Origin of the sequence: Bradyrhizobium embrapense, from assembly GCF_001189235.2 — a bacterium.
Lineage (GTDB): Bacteria > Pseudomonadota > Alphaproteobacteria > Rhizobiales > Xanthobacteraceae > Bradyrhizobium > Bradyrhizobium embrapense.
In genome coordinates this window covers 117960-139684 of record NZ_LFIP02000012.1, presented here as the reverse complement: position 1 = coordinate 139684, position 21725 = coordinate 117960, and the positions used below count along the sequence as shown (strand labels likewise).

The following is a 21725-nucleotide window of genomic DNA, read 5'->3' as shown; positions in this document are numbered from 1 at the left end:
CCCGCCGAGGATCTCCTTGATGCGGTCGATCGAGGACAGGATCAGCGTCACGGCTTCCGCCTTCACCGGCATGCCGTCGCGGAATTTGCCCATCAACGTCTCGCCGGCATGCGCCAGCGCTTCCAGCCGCGGCAGTCCGAGGAAGCCGCAGGTCCCCTTGATCGTGTGCACGAGCCGGAAAATGTTGTCCAGGATCTTCGCGTTGTTCGGATCCTGCTCGAATTGCACCAGCTGGTTGTCGACCGTATCCAGGCTCTCGCTGCTCTCCGTCAGGAACTCGCGCAACAGATCGTCCATGGATAGGTCCCCTCAAGGTGCTACGGAACGCACGCCTCGCATCGATAACTTGGCCGGCTTCACGGCGACGTTAATTTTGTCGTCCGTGCAAATACGGACGATGAAGCCCTTCAAGCATGACGCATCACGACTTCGCGGCCTGCTTCACAGCAACAGACCATTACCACCCGGACGGGAAAGAGCCCGTTCCACCTATCGTCGCAATTTAAACGAAATCAGATTGAGGGACCTTCGGACCCGGCGGAACGCTGGCGGCTATGGCATCCGCCTGCGTCAGGACGCGGTCGCCCAAAGGTTGAGCGAGGGTTGAGCTTGGGTCGAAACCGTCGGCATGGTTAAGCGAACCCAAAAGCAAAGGCGGCGGAGTTTCCTCCGCCGCCTCGATATCGGTCGTCTGTGGCGGCTACGCTTAGCGGAGCAGCTGCAGAACGCTCTGCTGGCTCTGGTTGGCCAGCGCCAGCGCGGACACCGCGATCGACTGGCGGGTCGACAGCGCCTGGCTGTTGGCCGCTTCCTCGTTGGTGTCGGCCAGCGTCAGGTTGGACGAGCCGGTCTGCAGCACGTTGATCAGGTTCTTCGAGAAGTCCTGGCGGATCTGCACGATCGACAGGTTCGAACCGAGGGTCGAAGCCTGGGTGCGCAGCAGGCCGCTCGCGTTGTTGAGCGTCTTCAGCGTGGCGTTGGCCGAAGCGTTGTCGATGAAGTCCGTGCCGGCCGTCAGCTTGGTGAGGTTGAGGCCGGAGGCATCGAAGGTGACGCCCTGGATCTTCAGCGTCGAGGAACCCGTCTCGTTGAAGGTCAGCTTGAGCTGATCGCCGTTGAGCAGGTTGATGCCGTTGTACGACGCATCCTGGGCGGTCGTGGTGATCTGGTCCAGGATGTTGTTGTACTGATTGACCAGGTTGGCGCGATTCGACAGGCCATTCGGATCCTGCACCGGGGCGCTGCCCGCAAGGCCGTTGAACAGCTTGCCGGAAGCAGCCGCCGTGCCACCGATGGTGCCGATGGTCGCGGACGCGGCATCGTTGGTGGTGCTGATGGTGAGCGCTCCGGCTGCGCTGAGCGAGGCCTGCAGGTTGTTGGCCGCCAGACGGGTGTTCAGGTCGTTGAGCGACTTCACCTGTCCTGCGCCACTACCAAACGTGATGTTGGTGGCGGTGCCGTTGCCAGTCGCGCCGATCGTCAGCGTCAGGCCATCCAGCGGCGACGGCGTCGCCACGGTACGTGCCTTGGTCGTGGCCGTGAGGCCGAACGCGGCCAGACCCGATCCGGAGATGTTGAGGTCCTGGTTGACGCCGGTGCTGATCTGCAGCGCGCCAGCCGATACGGTAGAGGCGGTGGTTGCGCCGGTGATGCCGTCGATCGCGGTGAGCAGGTCGCCGACCGTCAACGTGCTGCCCGCGCCGGTGCCGAGGGTCACGTTGCCGGACGCATCGGTCGTCGACGTGGTCTGCGAGGTCGAGAACGTGATCGACTTGCCGTTGACGCTGATCGTGCCGGTCGGGGTCGCCGCCAGGGTATCGGAGTTGGTCGCGGTGACGAGCTTGGTGGCGGCCGTGATCGGCGCGGGCGTCGAGAGATTGTTGTTGACGACCGTTCCGGCGAGGGTGGCGTTGCTGTAGGTGGCGGTGCCGCGGATATCGTCGGTGGTGGCACCGGTGATCACGGCGGTCGTCACCTGCGACTTCTGGGAATAGCCGACTGCGGCCTGCAGCGCCTGGTTGGCGACCGACTTGGCGCTGTCGACGAGCTTCTGCAGCGAGGTGATGCCGGTGTTGGCGGCCTGCAGCACCTGCACACCGTTGCCGATGCCGTCCAGCAGGTTGTTGATGTCGCTGGCGCGATTGTCGAGCGACTGCGCCGTGAAGAAGTTGGTCGGATTGTCGAGAGCAGTGTTGACCTTCTTGCCGGTGGACAAGCGGTTCTGCGTGGTGGCGAGCAGGTCGGCCGTCGACTGCAGCGAAAGCAGGTTCTGACGGACCGATGACGAAAGGACGATGCCGGACATACTGATACCCTTCTGGATGAACACGATTGACGCGACGCCGTAAATTTCGCACGGCGACCGATGCCACACTGGTCCGTCCGCGCTACCCGTTCGTTAAGGGGCTGCTCCGTACAAATACCCAGAACGGCTTTGCCGGTAATGATGCGGCCACCGCGCAGACGCCCGGTTCGACGGTGCCAGTTCGCCGCCGGATCGATCTCGTGACAGCGAATTTGTCCTCGCTTTTGCGGCACTTGCGCACATGCTCGCACTCCTTGCCGCGGGCTTCGGCATCCGCAACGGCAACCGCGACGACACGCGCTCGGATACGCGTGAGAGTTAATGGAAATCAATAAATGCGAGACAATGTCGCAACCGTCTCGTCCTGGAGGCGCGGCATTCGAATCGCCTCGAACGCCGCGCAGGCCGATGCGGTTGCAGACCGTCTGCCCCCTAGAGGGTATAGAGTTCGCACCACAACCCTTGTGCTATTGGAAAGGCAAGCTATGTTCGCACTCCACACGCCAAGAGTAGGTGATGCGAGACCGTAGTGCTCCCGCCCTCGGCAGGAGCTCCAATGACCGCGGTACCGCGTCCGCCCAATCGTCTGTTGCAAGCACTTCCCTCCACGGAATACGCGCAACTTCATCCCCTTCTGGAAACCGTCGACCTGACCAAGGAAACGGTGCTCTCCGATGCAGGTGTGCTGGTGCAGCGGGTGTATTTCCCGCACGGCGGCGTAGTGTCGATGATGGTCAATCTGTCCGACGGGCAATCCGTCGAAATTGCAACCATCGGTCGTGACGGCATCGTCAGCGCATCCGCCGCCCTGCGTGAGCGGCCGCCGCTCGCCGACGCGATCGTGGTGGTGCCGGGCACGGCATCGATGATGCGGGCGGAAGATTTCCGCGAAGCCGCCAATCGCAGCGCGGAATTCCGGACCCTGGTTGCTCTCTATGAGCAGGCGCTGATGGCGCAGACCCAGCAATCCGTCGCCTGCAACGTGTCGCATCCGGTGGAGGCGCGGCTGTCGCGCTGGCTGCTGCGCGCACGCGACCTGTGCGGCAGCGAAGCCTTGCCGCTGACCCAGGAGATGCTGGCGCAGATGATCGGTGTACGGCGCAATGCGGTTTCGATCGTCGCGCATGGGTTTCAGCAGGCCGGCATCCTGCGCTACAGCCGCGGCCATATCGAGATCACCGATATCGAGGGCCTGCGGAAGGCGGCGTGTGAATGTTATGCGACCGTAAAGGCGCACGCCGAACAATTGATCGGGCCGGAAGATTGATCGCGGGCGCGCAGGCGCTCAACTGATTTGCCAGACAACACAACGCGATCCTGTGGCGATAGCTGTTCCTAATGGAACCAAGATGTGTTTCCATTGGAACCGAGTCATGCCAGAATAGGTTGCAAGCAAGCCCAGCTGCACGCGTCAGCCCCGATGACCAGAGACAAACTTTGCCGGGAGGCAGGAGGTTGCTTTGGAGACGGTTCCGCGATCGCCCAACGGATTTCTGTCTTCGCTCGCGGAGAGCGATTTTGAGCTGATCCGGCCCCATTTGCGGACGGTCGACCTCGCCGCCGATTCGGTCCTGATCGAGACCGACGCGATGCTCAAGCGGACCTACATGCCGCACAAGGGGGTGATCTCGCTGGTGGTCAAACTGGCCAGAGGCGTGTGCGTCCAGATCGCGATGGTCGGCCGCGGCAGCATCTACGGTGCGTTCGCGGGGCTCGGTGAAGCCCCCACGCTGAACAGCGCCGTGGTGCTGGTGCCGGGCGTCGCTTCGACGATCGAGGTCGAAGCCTTGCGGGCGGCCGCCGGCCAGAGTCCGACCCTGCGAGGGATGCTGATTCGCCACGGTCTCGCCGTCTATGCCCAGATCCAGCAGACCGCCGGCTGCAACGCCGCGCACACCGTGGAGTCGCGGCTGGCGCGGTGCCTGCTGCACACGCGCGATCTCTCCGGCAGCAACAAGATCGCCCTGACGCAGGAGGCGATGGCGCAGATGATCGGCGCACGGCGCAACAGCGTGTCGCTGGTCGCACATACCTTGCAACAGGCGAATTTCATCCACTACAGCCGCGGCCATATCGAGATCACCAATGCGGATGGGCTGATCCGGACCGCGTGCGAATGCTACGCCACGGTCAAGGCGCAGTATGCGCGGCTGCTGAGTTGCCAGGAAACCGGCGGCTAGCGCTCGCCATTCTTGACGCGTCTTGCTCACGCGAACCGCTACCCGCTTCGCACGACAACGTTCCCGCCGGCGTACAAGCCGTACTTCTACGGCGTGCGATTTTCACCGTCGGATAACGCTACATCCGCAAAGTCGCGTCGACGCACGGGGGAGCCGATGTTCACGTACGAGACCACCGACCGGAAGGAAGCCCGGCGCTTCCGCATGGCCCAGTTCAACGGCCGGCCCGCCACCGTCAGGTCAGCCGGCGCGACGGTCACGGGACGCGTGCGCGCGATCGTCGAAAGCAAGTCCGGCGCGACGGCGGCATGGGTGGTCACGATCGTCCCGGACGAGCCGAAGTCGTCCGTCCCAGCCGCGCGGCCCGCGCCGCGCCTGTGCTTCGCCGCGGAAGACGATTTCTGAAAGCCGCGAACCGGTACCCACCCGCATCGAGTGCGGGGCAGGCTTCCCTTCAAAACGCTTTATGCGGAATGCAACAAGGCCTTGCGGACCAGATCTGCGGTGTTGCGCGCACCGAGCTTGCGCATGGCCTCGGCGCGATGGCTCTCGAACGTGCGCGGGCTGATGTTCATCCGCAGCGCGCCCTGCTTGTTGGAATAGCCGTCGCTGATCAGGCTGAGCACCTCACGCTCGCGCTTGGTCAGCGGCTTTCGGCCTGCCTCCGGCGTGAACATGACCTCGGGCGACCGGGCACCTGCCGGCTTGTCGTCAAGCTGTGGCCTGAGATCGCTGGCCGGAATCGCATTCGGATAGAGATCGGAGATCTGCTTCAGCATCGCGGACACCCGCTCGGTCTGCTCGAGCGCGTTCTCGATCACCTGCCGCAAATAGACGCCGTTGCCGGGCGCATGCGCGAACTGCTGACTGTGCTGCTTGAGCTCGTTCATATAGAGCAGCAGCGCCGTCACCGGCCCGTTGAACTGCCGGACGATCGCCGCACCGGCGTCCGCGGTCACCTGCGCTCGCGGCGCAGCAGTTCCCGCAATCTCGGGCGGCTGCGCCTCGAGCGTCGCGGTTCCGCCCATCCATGTCGGAAGGCGCGCTTCGGCTCGGTTGTCATGTTGCGTCATAAGTATGGTTTACCGAAGGTGAACTTGTGGCCGCGTTAACACGGGACTCCGTAAAACTACGGGTGACGCAACTGTGACCATAGGCCCCGACCCGCCAAGCAGGCGCAGATTACCGCTGATTTGGCAACGAATCTCGCTTATCCGAGTCGAACTACAGTATTCTTACGGGACGCTGGGGGCGTTCCGTTCCCGTTATCCCGCTGGTGGATTTTTACCTTCCAGAAGGGCCTTGCCTGGCGCATCCGCTCCCTTGCTTTGGGCTGAATAGGCAGGATTCGCGCCGCCTATCGGACATCAAGGGCGCCGGAGCCAAAGGAATTTCTGCAGGAAGCGTCCCGAAAGGACGAACCTGAACCACCAAAACGCCATTCGCCGGGTCGACATCGATCATCCCTCCGGACATCGGGATCGCGTCGGCTTACCGCACGTTGGACCGGAGCCCGTATGAGGCGGATCACATCGGCCCCGGGGCAGGTTGTGGGGCGTCGGGTCAGGTGAATGTCAATTTACAGCCCCGGCATGCACCGCGATGATCGCCGCCTCTCGATCAACAACAAACGGGCACGGCAATGAAGCGAGGGCGGAACGGGCGGAATGAATCCTGGACGGCGATTGCGGCGCTCGCCGCAGCACTGCTGGTCAGCACCGGCGCGTGGGCCCAGACCGCGCCGACCGGCAATGCAGCACCGACGGCAGACGACGCGATCATGGTCACCATCTTCTTCAAACATGATCAGTCGCGCCCGCTCAGCGAGTTGAATGCGCAGCTCGAGCGGCAGGGCTTCTACAAGGCGTTTCCGCCGGATGGTGTCGAGGTCGTGAGCTGGTATGTGATGATGGGAGTCGGGCAGGTGGTGACCCTGCGGCTGCCGGCATCGCGGCTGCGCGAGGTCAATCGCGTCATCGAGAACAGCGCCTGGGGCGCCTATCACACCGAGTTCTATCCGACCTACGACTACAAGGCGGTCGGCATCGGCAATCACGAGAAGGCGAAGCAGTGACCGGTCGGGTCAGGTGCGCTTGCTGGACTTTTCACTCTTCGGTAGAGAAGGCCATCGCGGCGACGGAAGTCCAATCATGACAAGAACCGAGCGTACCTCAAGCGCGCCCCGCAGGCGCCGGCTGCGCGGCCGACTGGCCTTCGCGCTTGCCTTGCTGGCGTCGATCGCCACCCATCCGGGCCGAGCGCCCGCTGCTGCCGACGATACTACGCCCTTCGCCGCCTGGGCCGTGCTGTACGAGGAGGACACGAGCGATCCGAATGGCCGGAAGCTGCTGGGTTCGGTCGTCTGGCACACCGATACGATCAAATCGGCCGGCGCGCCCGATGAAACGATCGTGCTCGCCGACGTCGACATCCCGAAGCGCTTCAAGATGACGCTGACGCTCAAGCGCAACACGGACAAGGTGCTTCCGGCCAGCCATCTGATTGAGCTGACATTCGTGCCGGTCCCCGGATACACCGGGCAGCGCATCAACAACGTGGCGGGGATACTGACGAAATCGACCGAGCAGGGACGAGGCACCGCGCTCGCCGGCATTTCCGCCAGGGTCACCGACAATACGTTCATGATCGGCCTGTCGAATGTCCAGGTTGACCGGCAGCGCAACCTGCAGGCGCTCAAGGAGCGAGCTTGGTTCGATATCGCGATCGTCGACGGCAATCAGCACCGCGCGATCCTGGCGGTCGAAAAAGGGGCCGCGGGAGATTCCGCTTTCACCTCGGCATTGTCCGCCTGGGGGCAGGACTAGACGAAGAGCACGCCCCGACGTGCCGGTTCCGGCTCAGTCAGAACCGGCTTACCATTGGACCTGCTCCGCGGCCTAAAGCGCGATGTGATTAGGTTGAATCGTCACGCGCTTTAGCCTTTTTGACTGAGCATGATCTTTTCGGAAAACCGCTTCGCACTTTTCCGGATCATGCTTTAGGCGTGGGCCCGCGAGCGCTGGCTCAGCCGCTTGGCCAGTGTCCGCAAATCCTCGCGGCGCCCGCTGCAAAGCAGGCGGCTGAATTCGTCGGGGTCGATGCAGGCAGGCGGAAAATCGGCTGGGTTGCGCGCGACGCGGCGTAGCCAGGTCAATCGGAAGAGACGCTTGAGCATCTTCATGGTTGTTAGCCCCGATGAGCGTCTGTGTTAAATCGCGGTAATGAAGTTTGGTTCCGCTCCTTGTGGTCGCCCGGCGCAAAATTTGGTTCAATGCGATCAGACGAGCAGTGCCTTGCGCTTTTGCACCCGCGCAATGGATCGCTGCAGCGCGGCCTGATCCAGCGATCCATCTCGCACCGCACCCGCGATCGCGGCGGCGATGCCGGTCATCGCCCGCTCCTCGTCGAATAGATTGTTGCCGATGCAGATCATGTCCATGCCGGCGGCGATCGCCTGCAGGCTGGCCGCGCTGGTGCCGAGCGCCTTCTGCAGCCCCTGCATCTGCATGTCGTCGGTGATGAGCAGCGTCTCAGGCAGCCGGCGGCGAAGCCGGCCGATCCCGGCCGGCGACAAAGTCATCGGGCGCTGGGCGTCCCACTGACGGACGATGGCGTGGCTGACCAGCACCGCATCGCCGAAGATATTCGGGGCCAAGGCGTAGAACAGCTCTTCCTGCTCCGGCCGCAGCGCATCGGAAATGTCCATGAACTCCAGATGCGAATCGACATGCGCGCCGCCGATGCCCGGATAATGCTTCAGGCAAAGGCCGACGCCTGCCTGCCGCGCCGCAGCGTCGACCAGGCGGGCGTTGGCCTCGACCTCGCCGATCTCGAACGAATAAGACCGCTTGATCTTGCCGATGTTGGGATTGTCGGGATTGTAATCGACGTCGATGACGGGCGCGAAATTGTAGCGGATACCGAGCCGCCGCAGTTCGCCATAGCTTGCGGCCAGGATCGCGCGCTTTTCCGCATGTGAGAGCCGATTGAAATCCTTCGCGCTCGGCAGCGGTTGAAAGCCGAGGCCGTCCTTGAGCCGGCGCACCAGGCCGCCCTCCTGGTCGATGAAGACCAGCGGCTGCGACGGCAGCGCCGCGATCTCGGCGCACAGCGACTGCAGCTGCGCCGGCGATGCGACATTGTTGTCGTATTGTCGGGTCTGGCAGGAGTAATCGAACAGGATCACCCCGCCGAGCCCGAACTGCGCGGCAAATTCTTTCAGCCAAAGCGGGATGACCTTGCCGTAGAAGCCCAGGATGAAGAGTTCGCCGACGGACATGGCCGCTCGCTATCGGATGTGCATGGAATCAGCCCATACAGACGGAATAGCACGCTGCGGCGGCGGTAAGAATATGACGCCAGCTTGCTGCGCGACTGCATTCCCCGCGCTCGCATCACCATGTTAAGACACGCCGGCACGCCGCGGTCGCGCCAGCCGCCCCACAAGAAACTTCGGAAACGCCCATGACCGCACCTTACGTCCCGCAAATGGCCCTGTACCGCGACTGGCTGCAGCAGACGCGCGGCCTCGCGTTTGCGGATTTCGAGGCGATGCGGCGCTGGTCGGTGACCGATATCGACGCCTTCTGGCAGAGCGTCTGGGATTATTTCGACCTGCGCTCGCCGACGCCGCATTCGGCGGTGCTGGCCGCGCGCAAGATGCCGGGCGCGGTGTGGTTTCCCGGCGCGTCGGTGAACTATGCGCGCCAGGTCTTCCGGCACGTCGCGCCGGCGCATGCCGCCGGCCTGCCGGCCCTGATCTCGAGCGGCGAGGACGGCAAGCTCTCGGAGACGAGCTGGCCCGAGCTGCAGCGCAAATCGGCAGCGCTGGCGCTGCATCTGAAGGCCAAGGGCGTCCGCGCCGGCGATCGCGTCGCGGCATACTTGCCGAACATCCCCGAGACGATCATCGCGTTCCTGGCGACCGCGAGCCTGGGCGCGATCTGGAGCGTCTGCGCGCCCGACATGGCGGCGCCCGCGGTGATCGACCGCTTCAAGCAGATCGAGCCGAAAGTGCTGATCGCCTGCGACGCCGTGAGCTATGCGGGCAAGCGCCATGACCGGCAAGGCGTGATCGAGGAATTGCGGCGGGCGCTGCCGACGGTCGATCATGTCATCCTGCACAGCGATGCCGCGACGTCGGAGACGCGATTGTCGTCCATCCTCGCGGGCGAGAGCGCGGAGATCGACGCCTTCGAGCCGGAATGGCTGCCGTTCGATCATCCGCTATGGATCGTCTATTCCTCGGGCACCACGGGATTGCCGAAGCCGATCCTGCACAGCCATGGCGGCATCATCGTCGTGGCGCTGCCGCTCTCGACCCTGCACAACGACATCGGTTGCAGCTACCACCCGAACTCGTTGAGCGAACGCTTCCACTGGTACTCGTCGACCGGCTGGATCATGTGGAACTGCCAGGCCAACGGCCTGCTCAACGGCACGACCTGCTGCATCTTCGACGGCAGCCCCGGCGGCACCAAGGACAAGCCGGACTGGACCACGCTGTGGCGCTTCGTCGCCGACGCCAAGGCGACCTTCTTCGGCGCCGGCGCAGCGTTTTTCGCCAATTGCACCAAGGCCGACATCGATCTCGCTGAGGTCGGCGACCTCTCGGGTTTGCGCGCACTCGGCTCGACCGGCTCGCCGCTCTCAGCCGACACGCAGGCCTGGTTCAACGAACGCTTCGCCGCGCTCTCCAAGCGCAACGGCAACGCCGCGCAAGCCGACATCTGGTGGGCCAATATCTCCGGCGGCACCGACTTCGCAGGCGCCTTCATCGGCGGCAATCGCGAGCTGCCGCAGACCCCGGGCATCATGCAATGCCGCCTGCTCGGCTGCGCAGTGGAGGCGTTCGACGAGCAGGGCCGCGCCGTGATCGACGAGGTCGGCGAGCTGGTCTGCACCGAGCCGCTGCCCTCGATGCCGCTGCGGTTCTGGAACGACCCCGGCAACGCGCGCTATCTGTCGAGCTATTTCGAGACCTATCCCGACAATTTCGACGGCAGTGGCCGCGGCCCGGTGTGGCGGCATGGCGACTGGCTCAAGATTAATCCCGACGGCTCCTGCGTGATCTACGGCCGCAGCGACGCCACCATCAACCGCCACGGCTTGCGGATGGGCACCAGCGAGCTCTATTCGGCAATCGAGGCGCTGCCGGAGGTGCTGGATTCGATGGTCGTCGACCTCGAATATCTCGGCCGCGACAGCTACATGCCGCTGTTCGTGGTGCTGCGCGAGGGCGTCACGCTGGATGCCGCGATGAAGGCGAAGATCAACAAGGCGGTCGAGGCCGGGCTGTCGCGCCGCTTCCTGCCCAACGACATCTTCGTCGTCGCGGAAATTCCGCGCACGCTGTCCGGCAAGAAGCAGGAGCTGCCGGTCAAGAAGCTGTTGCTCGGGCACCCCGTCGAGAAGGTCATCAACCGCGATGCGATGGCCAATCCCGGCTGCCTCGACTGGTACCTCGACTTCGCAAAGACCTATCTCAGCAAGCAGGCCGGCGCGGCATAACGCCGGCGCGGGCCAAACATGTTCAGGATGTGACGACATGTCATCACCCAGCTATATCGACCCGCTCAACGGCAAACTCTATCCGCTGGATGTTCCACGCTGGTGCTCGGACGAGGGCAAGCCGCTGCTCGTTACGCCGCTGCCCGGCATCTCCCGCGACGAGGTCGAGCGCGGGACGCGGTCGCTGTGGCGCTATCGCGCGGCGCTGCCGGTCGAGATCAGGCAGCAGATCACGATGGGCGAAGGCTGCACGCCTGCGGTCGAGAAGCCGTGGGGCGACCTGCGGCCGCATTTCAAGCTGGAATGGTTCAACCCGACCGCGAGCTTCAAGGATCGCGGCACCACCGTGATGCTGTCGTTCCTGCGCCAGCTCGGCGTCGACGCGGTGCTGGAGGATTCTTCCGGCAATGGCGGCGCATCCGTCTCGGCCTACGGCGCGGCGGGCGGCATGCGGGTCAGGATCCTTGCGCCGGCGACGACATCGCCGATGAAGGTGGCGCAGATGCACGCCTTCGGCGCCGAGGTGCAGCTGGTCGAAGGCCCGCGCGAGGAATCCGAGGCGGAGGCGATCCGCCAGTCGAAGCAGATCTTCTACTCCAGCCATAACTGGCAGCCGTTCTTCCTGCAGGGCACCAAGTCGCTGGCCTACGAGATATGGGAAGATTTCGGCTTCACCGCGCCCGACAATGTCATCATGCCGGTCGGCGCCGGCAGCAGCCTGCTCGGCTGCTATATCGGGTTCAAGGAGCTGCTGGCGGCCGGGCAGATCACGAAGCTGCCGCGGCTGTTCGCCGCGCAGCCGCTCAATTGCTCGCCGGTCGATGCCAGCTTCGCGGCCGGTGTCGATACGCCGGTCGATCGCGCGGTCCGCAAGACCATCGCCGAAGGCACCGCGATCAAGCATCCGCTGCGCCTGAAGCAGATGATTGCGGCACTGAAGGAGAGCGGCGGCGGCACGGTCGCGATTCCCGAAGACGGCATCGTCGCCGCATTGAAGCGGATGGCGCGGACCGGCCTGTTCGTCGAGCCGACCTCGGCCTCGGCCGCCGCGGCACTGGACGTTCTGAAGGACCGCGGCGCGCTCCGCCCCTCGGAGCGCACCGTCGTCATCATCAGCGGGACCGGGATCAAGGCAGCCGGGCTGATCACGGAGCTTCTCGGCAGCTAGTCAGTCCGCTCCCGCGACGGCTGCGCGCGCCGGCGAGGCGTGCGCTCGCCCGATATTGTCGAGGAACTGCCGCACGCTCTCCCGCCACGTGAAGGTCAGGGCGTGGGCGCGGCATTTCTCGCGCGGCACATGCAGCGCATTGAGCGCCGCGCGACGCAGATCGTGATCGAGACAGCCGCAGCCTGACTTGCCGATCACGTCGAGCGGTCCCATCACTGGAAAAGCCGCAACCGGCAGGCCGCTGGCCAGCGCCTCGAGGATCACCATCCCGAACGTATCGGTCAGGCTTGGAAACACCATGACGTCAGCGGACGCGTAGACATCGGCGAGCGCGCGTCCGGTCCGGGTGCCGAGGAAATGGACCTGCGGAAACCGGGCCTGCAGACTGCCGCGCAGCGGGCCGTCTCCGACCACGACTTTCGAGCCCGGCAGGTCGAGACCGAGGAAGGCGTCGAGGTTCTTCTCGACCGCGACACGGCCGACATAGAGGAACACCGGCGCCGCGAAGGCGAGCGGCCGCTCTGCGCGCGGGCAAAACAGCTCGGCGTCGACGCCGCGCGACCACGGCATCAGCTTGCGGAAGCCATGCGCTTGCAGCGCCTGCTCGAGCGACGGCGAGCCGACCATGATGCCGTCTCCGCTGTTGTGGAAGCGGCGCAACGCCGCGTAACTCCACCGCAGCGGCACCGGCAACCGCGCGGCGAGGTATTCGGGAAAGCGCGTGTGATAGCTGGTGGTGAACGGATAACCGCGGGTCTGGCAGACATGACGGGCGATCCAGCCGATCGGACCTTCGGTCGCGATGTGCACCGAGTCGGGTCGCGCAGCCGCGATGGCGCGCGCGATCCGTCCGATCGTCGGCAGCGCCAGCCGGATCTCCGGATAGCCGGGCAGCGGCACGGTGCGGAAATCGGCCGGCGTCAGAAACCTGATCTCCGCGCCGAGCGACGGCGCTTCGCTGGCGAGATATTCAAGCGAGCGGACCACGCCGTTGATCTGCGGCCGCCAGGCGTCGGTTGCCACCAGCACGCGCATCAGGCGGCCGCCTGCGCGAGCGGCGCAAGCTCTGCCGCACCCAGCGTCGTGCGCGCCTCCGTCCATCGGACGATTTCGAACTGCCCATCATAGCGCTCGACCACGCCCGTGCAGGACTCCACCCAATCCCCGCTGTTGATGTAGCGGACGCCGAAATCGTCGTGCAGCGCTGCATGATGGATGTGGCCGCAGATCACGCCTTGAACGTTGCTGCGCGCGGCCTCCGACGACAGCACCTCCTCGAACCGGCCGATGTGGTTGACCGCATTCTTGACCCGCAACTTCGCCCAGGACGAGAACGACCAATAGCCGAAGCCAAATCGGCGCCTGATCCAGTTGAGCCAGACGTTGCAGGCCAGCGCGGCCCGATAGCCGGCATCGCCGATCAGCGCGAGCCAGCGCGCATGCCGCACCACGAGATCGAAATGATCACCGTGAACGACGAGGTAGTCGCGGCCGTCGAGGCCACGATGGATCGCCCGTTCGACGATCTCGACGCCACCGAAAGCCGCGCCGGCATAGTCACGCAGGAACTCGTCATGATTGCCGGGAATGTAGATCAGGCGACAGCCGCGTTGCGCGAGTTCGATCAGCTCCCGCACGACCGCATTGTGCGCTGAGGGCCAATACCAGTTCGACCGCAGGTGCCAACCGTCGACAATGTCGCCGACCAGAAATACAGTTTCGGCATCATGATGACGAAGGAAGTCGATCAACCGCTCGGCCTGGCATCCCCGGGTTCCGAGATGGACGTCGGAGACGAACAGGCTCCTGACCTTGACGACGTTCCGCGGCATGGCCTGCATGGCGCCGGCGTGCAGGCCATGCGGCTCAGGATCAGCATTGCCGCGGTCCGGCCGAAACGCAGCCGCCATGGCCTCGGCCAATCCCGCCAGAAGCTTCGTGACATCGCGGCTGGCGCATCGCCGGAAGATCGAGCGATGCCAATAGATGCCTGCAATGAGGACCAGCAGCGCGAACTCCGCCGCACGATATCGCCCGACGGAAGCCGCATGACCGAACTGATAGCTCGCGGCCAGGACCAGCAGTATCGCGGCAGCACGCTCGAGCGCATCCGAACTCGGCCGCAGGCGAGACAACAGGGCTCTCATGCACCTTCCTCCACCGGCACGCGCGAGGATAAAGCGCGCGGCGGCGCGACGCACCGCGGCGCGAGCGAACGCTTGTAGAAGCGAAATCCGAGGAAGAGCGCGACCTCCACGGCGATCAGGATGACCACCACCCAGAAGCCGAGGCTGACCGGATCGTGGCCGCTGCCGCGCAGGACATAGCCGAGCGTGAGGAACGGCATGTTCCAGATCACGGTGCCGATCGCCGTCGCCATCACGAAGGCGCGCGGCTCGAGGCGCAACACGCCGGCTGGGAGCGCGAGGTAGATCCGCACGGTGGGCAGGGTCTGACCGATCAGCGTCACCCAGAAATGATTGCCGCGATAGGCGTCGGTCAGCTGCCGGTAGAAGGATGGCCGCAGCAACACGAACTTGCCGTAGCGCGTCACCAGCCGTTCGATGCGCCGCGAGCCGAGCGCGCGCCCGAGCCCGTACCAGCCGATGGCACCGACGACAGACCCGACGCTGGTCGCGAGGATGGTCATCGCGAGCATCGAGCCGTCGGAGACCGTCAAGCCCAGCAGCATCAGCAGCACGTAGGACGGCAGCAGCGGAATGAACTTCTCGGCGACGGCGAGGCAGCCGACTCCCACCAGGCCGAAGTGCAGAAACATCGCGATCGTGCTCGACGTGTCCATGGCGCCTCGATCAAGCGTGGGCGTGGCGGCGGCTGATCCGGTATACGGAAGCCGGCGGCAGGTTGAGGAACGTCTGTCCGATGCAGCTCGCCTGCAGATCGAGGCGATCAAGGATCGCGTCCGCGACGGGACAGCGCGTGCCATAGGTGATCTGGTAGAACGCCCCGCCGGCGCGGAGATAGCCGAAGGCGCCGTGGAGGATGGTTATGACTTTCTCCGGCGGCATGATGAGAAGCCCGAGGCCGCTCACGACCGCACCGACCGGCGCGCCGTCGAACAGCCCGTCCCTGCGCAGCCAGGCCGCGTCCATCCAGAGCACCCGCGCACCCGGGAAGCGCCGCTGCAGCAGCGGGATGAACTCGGAGCCATACTCCACCAGCGTCAGGTCCTGCTGCCTCACGCCACGCTTCAGCAGAGCGCGGGTGAAGACGCCCGTGCCGGGGCCGAGCTCGAGCACGGGGCCGCTATCCGCGGTGATCTCCTGCGTCATGAGCGACGAGATCGCCGGCCCCGACGGTGCGACCGCGGCGACACGCAACGGATTACGCACCCAGGCGCGGACGAACGGCAGGATGTCAGCGGCCCACATGCCGGAGCTCCCGCACGATAAGCGCGTTGCCGATGTCTCGGCGGAAGTTCGTTGACAAGGTCATTCGCATGTCTTTCGCATTGCGGGCGCCCATCATCATGTGTGGTAGGCTCCCATCGGTTGAGCAGTGCCGATCGGTAGTGGGACGATTCGATCGGCCCGATGCACGCCTCTGTCTCATGCGAAGCTTGCGCGAGCCTGTCGTGAATCCGCGCGCGTGCGATTTTTCACGCCGCGACGTATTCAGCTTGAGCAAGCCGCAAGGTTGCCGCAATGAAGCGGACATAAAACCGGCAAATCGAACGACGAACTGAGGCAGACGACGAAATGCGGGTGCTGTTGGTGGAGGACCAGCCGGACATGGTCGTGGCGCTGCGCGCGGCACTCGCGCGCCACGACATGCTGGTCGATCACGCGCCGGATCTTCTGGAAGCCGAGGCGATTGCCGCAGCCGGAAGTTACGATGCGATCGTGCTGGACCGTCAGTTGCCTGACGGCGACGGGCTGTCACTGATTCCGAAATTGCGCGCGAGCGGCAACACCGTGCCTGTGCTTGTGCTGACCGCCCGTGGCGAGCTCGCCGACCGCATCTCGGGTCTCGACAGCGGCGCGGACGATTATCTCGGCAAGCCGTTTGCGTTCGAGGAGTTGCTGGCGCGGCTGCGCGCGCTGCTGCGCCGGCCCGCCAACGTGCAGCAGGATGCCGCGCGGATCGGCCGCCTGTCCTTCGACTTCGCCCATCGCGAGGCCAGCGTCGACGGACGCCCGCTGGAGATGCCACGTCGCGAGCGGCTGGTGCTCGAGACGCTGGTGCACCGGATGGGACGCATGGTGCAGCGCTCCGCGCTGATGGAGGCGGTCTACGGCCTCGACGACGACGTGCAGCCCAATGCGCTGGACACCCATGTGTCGCGTTTGCGCCGCAGGCTCGCGGAGGCCGACGCCGGCGTCACCATCAACGGCGTTCGCGGCCTCGGCTATGTGCTGCGGGAAACTCCGTGAGCGTGCTGCGACCGCGATCCCTCACCTGGCGCCTGGTCGGACGCCTCGCCGGCCTGCAAGCCGTCGCGTTGACCCTCCTGATCCTGCTGATCGGAGCCGCCGCCATCGGGCTGCTGCGAGCGGGACTTCTGATCGGCGAGTACGAGGGCAGCACGCTCGATCGACTGCGAGACGCCGTCACCCGCGACGAAGCCGGCGGACTGACGCTGCACCAGACGCCGGAGCTGGCCGCCCTGCGCGCCGAGCATGCCGACCTCTGGTTCATCATCCGCGACACCGAGGGCCACCAGCTCGCCGAAGGCACGGTACCCGCACAATTCGCGCCGATCGCATCAAGCCTTGATCATGTCAGCGAGGCGCGGCTCAAATGGAATGCCGCGGAAGCCGCGCGGCCCGCGGGTCTCGTCAAATGGGTCGACACTTCTGCAGGACGGATCCAGATCCTGACCGGCACATACGGCGAGCTCTCGATGTGGCGCGCGCTGGAGAGCACACCGCTGCTGTTCCTCAACATGATCCTGCCGATCATCGTGCTGATGACGCTGGCGACACTGGTCGCGACCCCGTTCGTGGTGCGCCGGGCCATGAAGGGCCTCGCACAGGTCGCCGCGCAAGCCGAACGCATCGATATCGACCAGCGCGGCGTGCAGTTGTCGCTCGATGAGGTCCCGGTCGAGATCACCCCGCTGGTCAAGGCCATCAACGCCGCGCTCGACCGCCTCGACAAGGGTTACGAACGCCACCGCCGCTTCCTCGCCGATGCCGCGCACGAGCTGCGCACGCCGATCGCTATACTCTCGACACGTGTCGCTTCGCTCGACGCCGGACCGGAGAAGACCCATCTGCTCGAGGATGCGACCCGCCTCAGCGTGATGGCCGGCCAGCTGCTGGACCTGCAACGGCTCGATCAGCGCGCCGACACCTTCGGCCCCGTCAATCTCGTCGGCATCGCGCGGCAGGTCGTGCTCGACCTCGCGCCGCTGGCTTTCGCCGCGGGATATGAAATGTCGTTTGAGCACGATAGCGACACGGTCATGGTGACCGGCGATCAGACCTCGCTCGAACGCGCGCTCACCAATCTCGTGCAGAACGCCGTCGACCACGGGCAGCGGCGCGGCACGATCCTGGTTCGGGTGACGACAGCCGGCCGGATCGAGGTCAGCGACGACGGCGACGGCATTCCGCCCGACGAACGCGAGCAGATTTTGGAGCCGTTCCGCCGGCTGCATCCGGGCGGACGCGGTGCCGGCCTCGGCCTCGATCTCGTGCAGAGCATCATGCGTCTGCACGGCGGCCGGATCGAAGTCGACCAGGCGCCATCCGGCGGCGCCTGCATGCGCATGGTATTCCCCGGGGTTCAGTCTTGAGCTTATACCGCCGGCGGATTGAGCCGCGCGAAACCTTCCTGGATTCGATAAGGGTAGTACGGATAGGGAGGCATCACCGCGCTTGCCTTGTCGAGGCGCGCGATCTGGTCCGGTGAGAGCGACCAACCGACTGCGCCGAGATTGTCGCGAAGCTGCGCTTCATCGCGCGCGCCGATGATCACGGACGAGACACTCGGCCGCGCCAGCAGCCACGCAATCGCAACCTGCGGCACGCTACGGCCGGTCTCTGTAGCGATGACGTCCAGCGCGTCCACGATCGCATAGAGCTTCTCGTCGTCGACCGCCGGCCCGAACTGCGCGGTCTCGTGCAAACGGGTCGTTTTCGGCAATGGCTGCCCGCGCCTGATCTTGCCGGTGAGGCGCCCCCAGCCGAGCGGGCTCCAGACCAGCGCGCCGACGCCCTGGTCGAGCGCGAGCGGCATCAGCTCGGATTCATAGTCGCGGCCGACCAGCGAGTAATAGACCTGGTGCGCGACGTAGCGCGGCCAGCCGTATCGCTCGGCGACGCCAAGCGACTTCATCAAATGCCAGCCGGAGAAGTTCGAGGCGCCGACATAGCGCAGCTTGCCGGCGCGGACGAGCGTATCGAGCGTCGACAGCACCTCATCGATCGGCGTGAAGGCATCGAAGGCATGAAGCTGCAGGAGGTCGATGTAGTCGGTGTCGAGCCGCTTCAGAGCGGCGTCGACCGAAGCGACGAGGCGATACCGCGACGTGCCGGCGTCGAGCGGACCGTTGCCCATCGGCAGGCCGGTCTTGGTCGAGATCAAGACCTTGTCGCGGCGACCCTTGATCGCGGCGCCGAGGATCTCCTCCGACGCACCGTTCGAATAGACGTCGGCGGTGTCGAACAGATTGACGCCGGCATCAACGCAGATGTCGATCAGCCGCCGCGCCTCGCCGGCGTCGCTGCGGCCCCAGGCCGAGAACAAGGGTCCCTGGCCGCCGAACGTGCCGGTGCCGAAGCTGAGCACCGGGACCTTCAAGCCGGATGCCCCGAGATTGCGATAGTCCATGGTCATACTCCTTGTGATGCTGTTCATTCCGCCGGGCATTGCGTGGCGAGGACGACCGGCCGGTCGAGGCGCAGGCTCCACAGCGCGAGCAACAGCCCGAGCGCGGTGATCGCGGCAGCGACCAGCGGCAGCGTGCCAAGGCCGAGGCCGCGATCGATGGCGACGCCGCCAGCCCAGGCGCCGAGCGCGTTGCCGAGATTGAACGCCGCGATGTTCAGGCTCGAGGCCAGCGTCCGACCTTCGACGCCGGCGGCTTCCAGCACGCGCAGCTGCAGCGGTGCGACGGTCGCAAATGAGGCAATACCGAGCACGAACAGCAGCACGACTGCCAGCACTTTGATCGAAATCACCACCGCCAGCACGACGAGCACGGCGGCGAGACCGCCAAGCGACACCAGCAGCGCCCGCGCAAGCCCCTTGTCGGCGAGCCGCCCGCCCGCGACGTTGCCGATCGCAAGGCCGGCGCCGAACACCAGAAGGATCGGCGACACCGCGGCGTCGGAGAATCCGGTAAGCCGGGTCAGGATCGGCTGCACATAGGTGAACACCGCGAACAACCCGCCGAAGCCGAACACCGTCATGGCAAGGCCGAGCAATACCTGCGGGCGGCCGAGCACGGCGATCTCCTCGCGCAACGGCGCCGGCTTGTCGTTGGCGCCGACATGACCAGGGACCAGCACCGCCAGCACGATGAACGCGACCACGCCGATGACAGCCACCGCCCAGAACGCCGCGCGCCAGCCGAGCATCAGGCCGAACCAGGCGCCAAAGGGTACGCCGAGCAGGGTCGCGACCGTCAGTCCGATGAACATGGTAGCGATCGCCGACGCACGCTTGTCCTCTGGCACGAGGCTTGTCGCGACCACCGAGCCGACGCCGAAGAAGGTGCCGTGCGCCAGCGAGGTCAGGATGCGGGCCGCCATCAGCAATTCGTAGTTCGGCGCCAGCGCGCAGGCCGCATTGCCGAGCGTGAAGATCGCCATCAGCGCCAGCAGCACCGCCTTGCGCGGCATCCGTCGTGTCCCGAGCGTCAGGATCGGCGCGCCGACGAACACGCCGAGCGCATAGCCGGAGATCAAAAGGCCCGCCGCCGATACCGATACCTGCATGTCGGCGGCGACCTGCAGCAAAAGTCCCATGATGAGGAATTCGGTGGTGCCGATGCCAAAGGCACCGGCGGTCAAAGCAAGGACTGCGAGAGGCATGCGTCGCTCCGGAGGTGAGGATTCCGCAATGCGAGATAGCGGTCCGGACGCGGAAGGATTAGAATGGCCGCAATCCGATCATTTGTGACTTGAATTCAAGATGTCCCGTACAGACACCAACCGCTCCGGCGAGATGGACGTGTTCGTCCGCGTCGTCGATCTCGGCGGCTTCACGGCAGCCGCGAACAGCCTGCGTCTGACGCCGTCGGGCGTCAGCAAGCTGGTCTCGCGGCTCGAGACGCGGCTCGGCACGCGGCTGGTCAACCGCACCACCCGCAAGCTGCAGCTGACCGAGGAAGGCCAGGCGTTCTATCAGCGCGCCCAGCGCATCCTCGCCGATATCGACGAGGCCGAACGCGAGGCCGCCTCCTGCGTGCCGCGCGGCCATCTCACCGTGAACAGCAACATCCCGTTCGGCATGCTGCATGTGATGCCGCTGCTGCCGCGCTTCATGCGCGAGCATCCCGACATCACGCTCGACATCGTGCTGACCGACACGCTGGTCGATCTGATGCAGGCGCGCGCCGACGTCGCGATCCGCGTCGGACCGCTCGGCGCCTCGCGGCTGATCGCGCGCAAGCTCGGCACCAGCCGCATGGTGGTGGTCGCAGCACCCTCCTATCTCGCGCGCTTTGGCACCCCGAAGACGCCGGCGGACCTCGCCGCGCATCGCGGTATCGGCTGGACCTTTCCGCGCAGCATCCGCGGCTGGCCGTTCCGCCGCGCCGAAAAGATCGAGGAAGCGTTGCCGCCGCCGGTCGCCCGCGCCAGCGACGGCGAAGCCGCGCGCCAGCTCACGCTGGGCGGCATCGGGCTCGCGCGGCTGGCGCTGTTCCACATCGGTCCCGACATCGAGGCCGGGCGTCTGGTGCCGGTGCTGCAAAATCTCAACCCGGGCGACCGCGAGGACATCCACGCGGTCTATGTCGGCCATGCCGGTCCGCTGCCGGCACGGGTCCGCGCCTTCATCGATTTTCTGGCGCAACACATCCGCATCGGCGATCCTGCGTTGCGGCGTGGCGCGGATGGAAAATGGAAGATCGTAGGCAGCAAGTGAGCATTCAATGAAAGGCGCCCCGAGGACCTTGCAATCGGTGACCGAGTCGATCCGCATCGCCGCGGAGCCGAAGCATGTTTGGGACGCGATCATCGACCCCAAGGCTGGCGAGACGTGGCGCAACGCGCATTTCAAGACCGATTGGCGGATCGGCGCGCCGATCGAGATCGAGGCGGAGATCGGTTCGAAGCGCTATCGCGACAAGGGACGCGTCCTCCATGTCGATCCACCATCGCGGCTTGAATACTCCTACTGGTCGCGGGTCTCCGGCCTGCCGGATGTTCCGCAATCCTATGCAACGATCGCGATGGCGCTCGCGGCCGACGGCGGCGAGACGGTGCTGACCGTCACCCAGCAGGTGCCGCCGTCACCGATCCGCCGCGGGAACGGATGGGAAATCGGCGCCGAGTCGGGCGCCAGGCATGTTGCCTTCTATTGGCGCATGACGCTGCCGCGCCTGAAGCAGGCCGTCGAGCAAGGGCGCGCCACGCCATAGCCTGCC

At 65.4% G+C, this 21725-nt stretch carries 22 protein-coding genes; 11 read left to right on the top strand and 11 right to left on the bottom strand.

The genetic code is table 11. The features are described 5' to 3' along the window. Both AKN83_RS34335 and AKN83_RS34330 read right to left on the bottom strand, forming a co-directional pair. The coding region (locus AKN83_RS34335) for an Hpt domain-containing protein (RefSeq protein WP_172803629.1) at positions 1-297 on the bottom strand (297 nt) is incomplete at its 3' end. 409 nt (positions 298-706) lie between these two features. Then, a complete protein-coding gene (locus AKN83_RS34330) occupies positions 707-2305 on the bottom strand; it encodes a flagellin N-terminal helical domain-containing protein (RefSeq protein ID WP_050405492.1) in 1599 nt (532 codons plus the stop codon). 556 nt (positions 2306-2861) lie between these two features. Here AKN83_RS34330 and AKN83_RS34325 point away from each other — a divergent pair. From AKN83_RS34325 to AKN83_RS34315, 3 genes are all read left to right on the top strand, one after another. After that, positions 2862-3572, top strand: coding sequence for a Crp/Fnr family transcriptional regulator (locus tag AKN83_RS34325; protein WP_063695661.1), 711 nt, complete (start codon positions 2862-2864; stop codon positions 3570-3572). Between the two features lie 193 nt (positions 3573-3765). Continuing rightward, complete coding sequence (locus AKN83_RS34320; protein ID WP_050405487.1) at positions 3766-4485, top strand: Crp/Fnr family transcriptional regulator; 720 nt, start codon at positions 3766-3768, stop codon at positions 4483-4485. A gap of 156 nt (positions 4486-4641) precedes the next feature. Continuing rightward, positions 4642-4890, top strand: coding sequence for a hypothetical protein (locus AKN83_RS34315; protein WP_050405486.1), 249 nt, complete (start codon positions 4642-4644; stop codon positions 4888-4890). Between the two features lie 59 nt (positions 4891-4949). Here the strand turns inward: AKN83_RS34315 and AKN83_RS34310 are convergent, their stop codons facing one another. After that, positions 4950-5558, bottom strand: coding sequence for a LuxR C-terminal-related transcriptional regulator (locus AKN83_RS34310; protein WP_050405485.1), 609 nt, complete (start codon positions 5556-5558; stop codon positions 4950-4952). A 569-nt stretch (positions 5559-6127) separates the two neighbouring features. Between AKN83_RS34310 and AKN83_RS34305 the strand changes: the two genes are divergently transcribed. Further along, on the top strand, positions 6128-6559 hold the full coding sequence (locus AKN83_RS34305; RefSeq protein ID WP_050405484.1) for a hypothetical protein: 432 nt from the start codon (positions 6128-6130) through the stop codon (positions 6557-6559). 151 nt (positions 6560-6710) lie between these two features. Beyond that, complete coding sequence (locus AKN83_RS34300; RefSeq protein WP_157113698.1) at positions 6711-7310, top strand: hypothetical protein; 600 nt, start codon at positions 6711-6713, stop codon at positions 7308-7310. Between the two features lie 173 nt (positions 7311-7483). On the opposite strand, the gene AKN83_RS34295 is transcribed toward AKN83_RS34300, so the two are convergent. Both AKN83_RS34295 and AKN83_RS34290 read right to left on the bottom strand, forming a co-directional pair. Then, a complete protein-coding gene (locus tag AKN83_RS34295) occupies positions 7484-7666 on the bottom strand; it encodes a hypothetical protein (RefSeq protein WP_050405482.1) in 183 nt (60 codons plus the stop codon). Between the two features lie 96 nt (positions 7667-7762). Continuing rightward, positions 7763-8764 (bottom strand): glycoside hydrolase family 3 N-terminal domain-containing protein, encoded by a 1002-nt coding sequence (locus AKN83_RS34290; RefSeq protein ID WP_050405481.1) that lies wholly within the window; start codon positions 8762-8764, stop codon positions 7763-7765. A gap of 185 nt (positions 8765-8949) precedes the next feature. Here AKN83_RS34290 and AKN83_RS34285 point away from each other — a divergent pair, with 185 nt between their 5' ends. Both AKN83_RS34285 and AKN83_RS34280 read left to right on the top strand, forming a co-directional pair. Next, on the top strand, positions 8950-10995 hold the full coding sequence (locus AKN83_RS34285) for an acetoacetate--CoA ligase (protein ID WP_050405480.1): 2046 nt from the start codon (positions 8950-8952) through the stop codon (positions 10993-10995). Between the two features lie 37 nt (positions 10996-11032). Beyond that, positions 11033-12163, top strand: a complete 1131-nt coding sequence (locus tag AKN83_RS34280) for a threonine synthase (protein WP_050405479.1) — start codon at positions 11033-11035, stop codon at positions 12161-12163. Here the strand turns inward: AKN83_RS34280 and AKN83_RS34275 are convergent, their stop codons facing one another. The 4 genes from AKN83_RS34275 to AKN83_RS34260 form a co-directional block, all read right to left on the bottom strand. Further along, complete coding sequence (locus AKN83_RS34275) at positions 12164-13198, bottom strand: glycosyltransferase family 4 protein (RefSeq protein ID WP_063695660.1); 1035 nt, start codon at positions 13196-13198, stop codon at positions 12164-12166. Beyond that, on the bottom strand, positions 13198-14004 hold the full coding sequence (locus AKN83_RS34270; protein WP_050405490.1) for a UDP-2,3-diacylglucosamine diphosphatase: 807 nt from the start codon (positions 14002-14004) through the stop codon (positions 13198-13200). Before AKN83_RS34270 ends, AKN83_RS34275 begins: the two co-directional genes overlap by 1 nt. Positions 14005-14306: 302 nt before the next feature. Then, complete coding sequence (locus AKN83_RS34265) at positions 14307-14966, bottom strand: DedA family protein (RefSeq protein WP_050405478.1); 660 nt, start codon at positions 14964-14966, stop codon at positions 14307-14309. 10 nt (positions 14967-14976) lie between these two features. After that, on the bottom strand, positions 14977-15555 hold the full coding sequence (locus AKN83_RS34260; RefSeq protein WP_050405477.1) for a class I SAM-dependent methyltransferase: 579 nt from the start codon (positions 15553-15555) through the stop codon (positions 14977-14979). 327 nt (positions 15556-15882) lie between these two features. On the opposite strand from AKN83_RS34260, the gene AKN83_RS34255 reads away from it, so the two are divergent. Together AKN83_RS34255 and AKN83_RS34250 are read left to right on the top strand one after the other, a co-directional pair. Next, positions 15883-16557, top strand: a complete 675-nt coding sequence (locus AKN83_RS34255; RefSeq protein WP_050405476.1) for a response regulator transcription factor — start codon at positions 15883-15885, stop codon at positions 16555-16557. 5 nt (positions 16558-16562) lie between these two features. After that, the gene (locus tag AKN83_RS34250; protein ID WP_050405489.1) at positions 16563-17924 is read left to right on the top strand and encodes a sensor histidine kinase; all 1362 of its coding nucleotides are present in this window, start codon (positions 16563-16565) and stop codon (positions 17922-17924) included. A 2-nt stretch (positions 17925-17926) separates the two neighbouring features. On the opposite strand, the gene AKN83_RS34245 is transcribed toward AKN83_RS34250, so the two are convergent. Further along, entirely contained in the window at positions 17927-18961 is a 1035-nt protein-coding gene (locus AKN83_RS34245) for an aldo/keto reductase (protein ID WP_050405488.1), read from the bottom strand. 23 nt (positions 18962-18984) lie between these two features. Next, the gene (locus AKN83_RS34240) at positions 18985-20166 is read right to left on the bottom strand and encodes an MFS transporter (protein WP_050405475.1); all 1182 of its coding nucleotides are present in this window, start codon (positions 20164-20166) and stop codon (positions 18985-18987) included. A 100-nt stretch (positions 20167-20266) separates the two neighbouring features. Here AKN83_RS34240 and AKN83_RS34235 point away from each other — a divergent pair, with 100 nt between their 5' ends. Beyond that, positions 20267-21223: a LysR family transcriptional regulator gene (locus AKN83_RS34235; RefSeq protein WP_050405474.1), complete on the top strand. Its 957-nt coding sequence runs from the start codon at positions 20267-20269 to the stop codon at positions 21221-21223. Positions 21224-21230: 7 nt separating this feature from the next. Beyond that, entirely contained in the window at positions 21231-21719 is a 489-nt protein-coding gene (locus tag AKN83_RS34230; RefSeq protein ID WP_050405473.1) for an SRPBCC family protein, read from the top strand. Positions 21720-21725 lie beyond the last annotated feature (6 nt).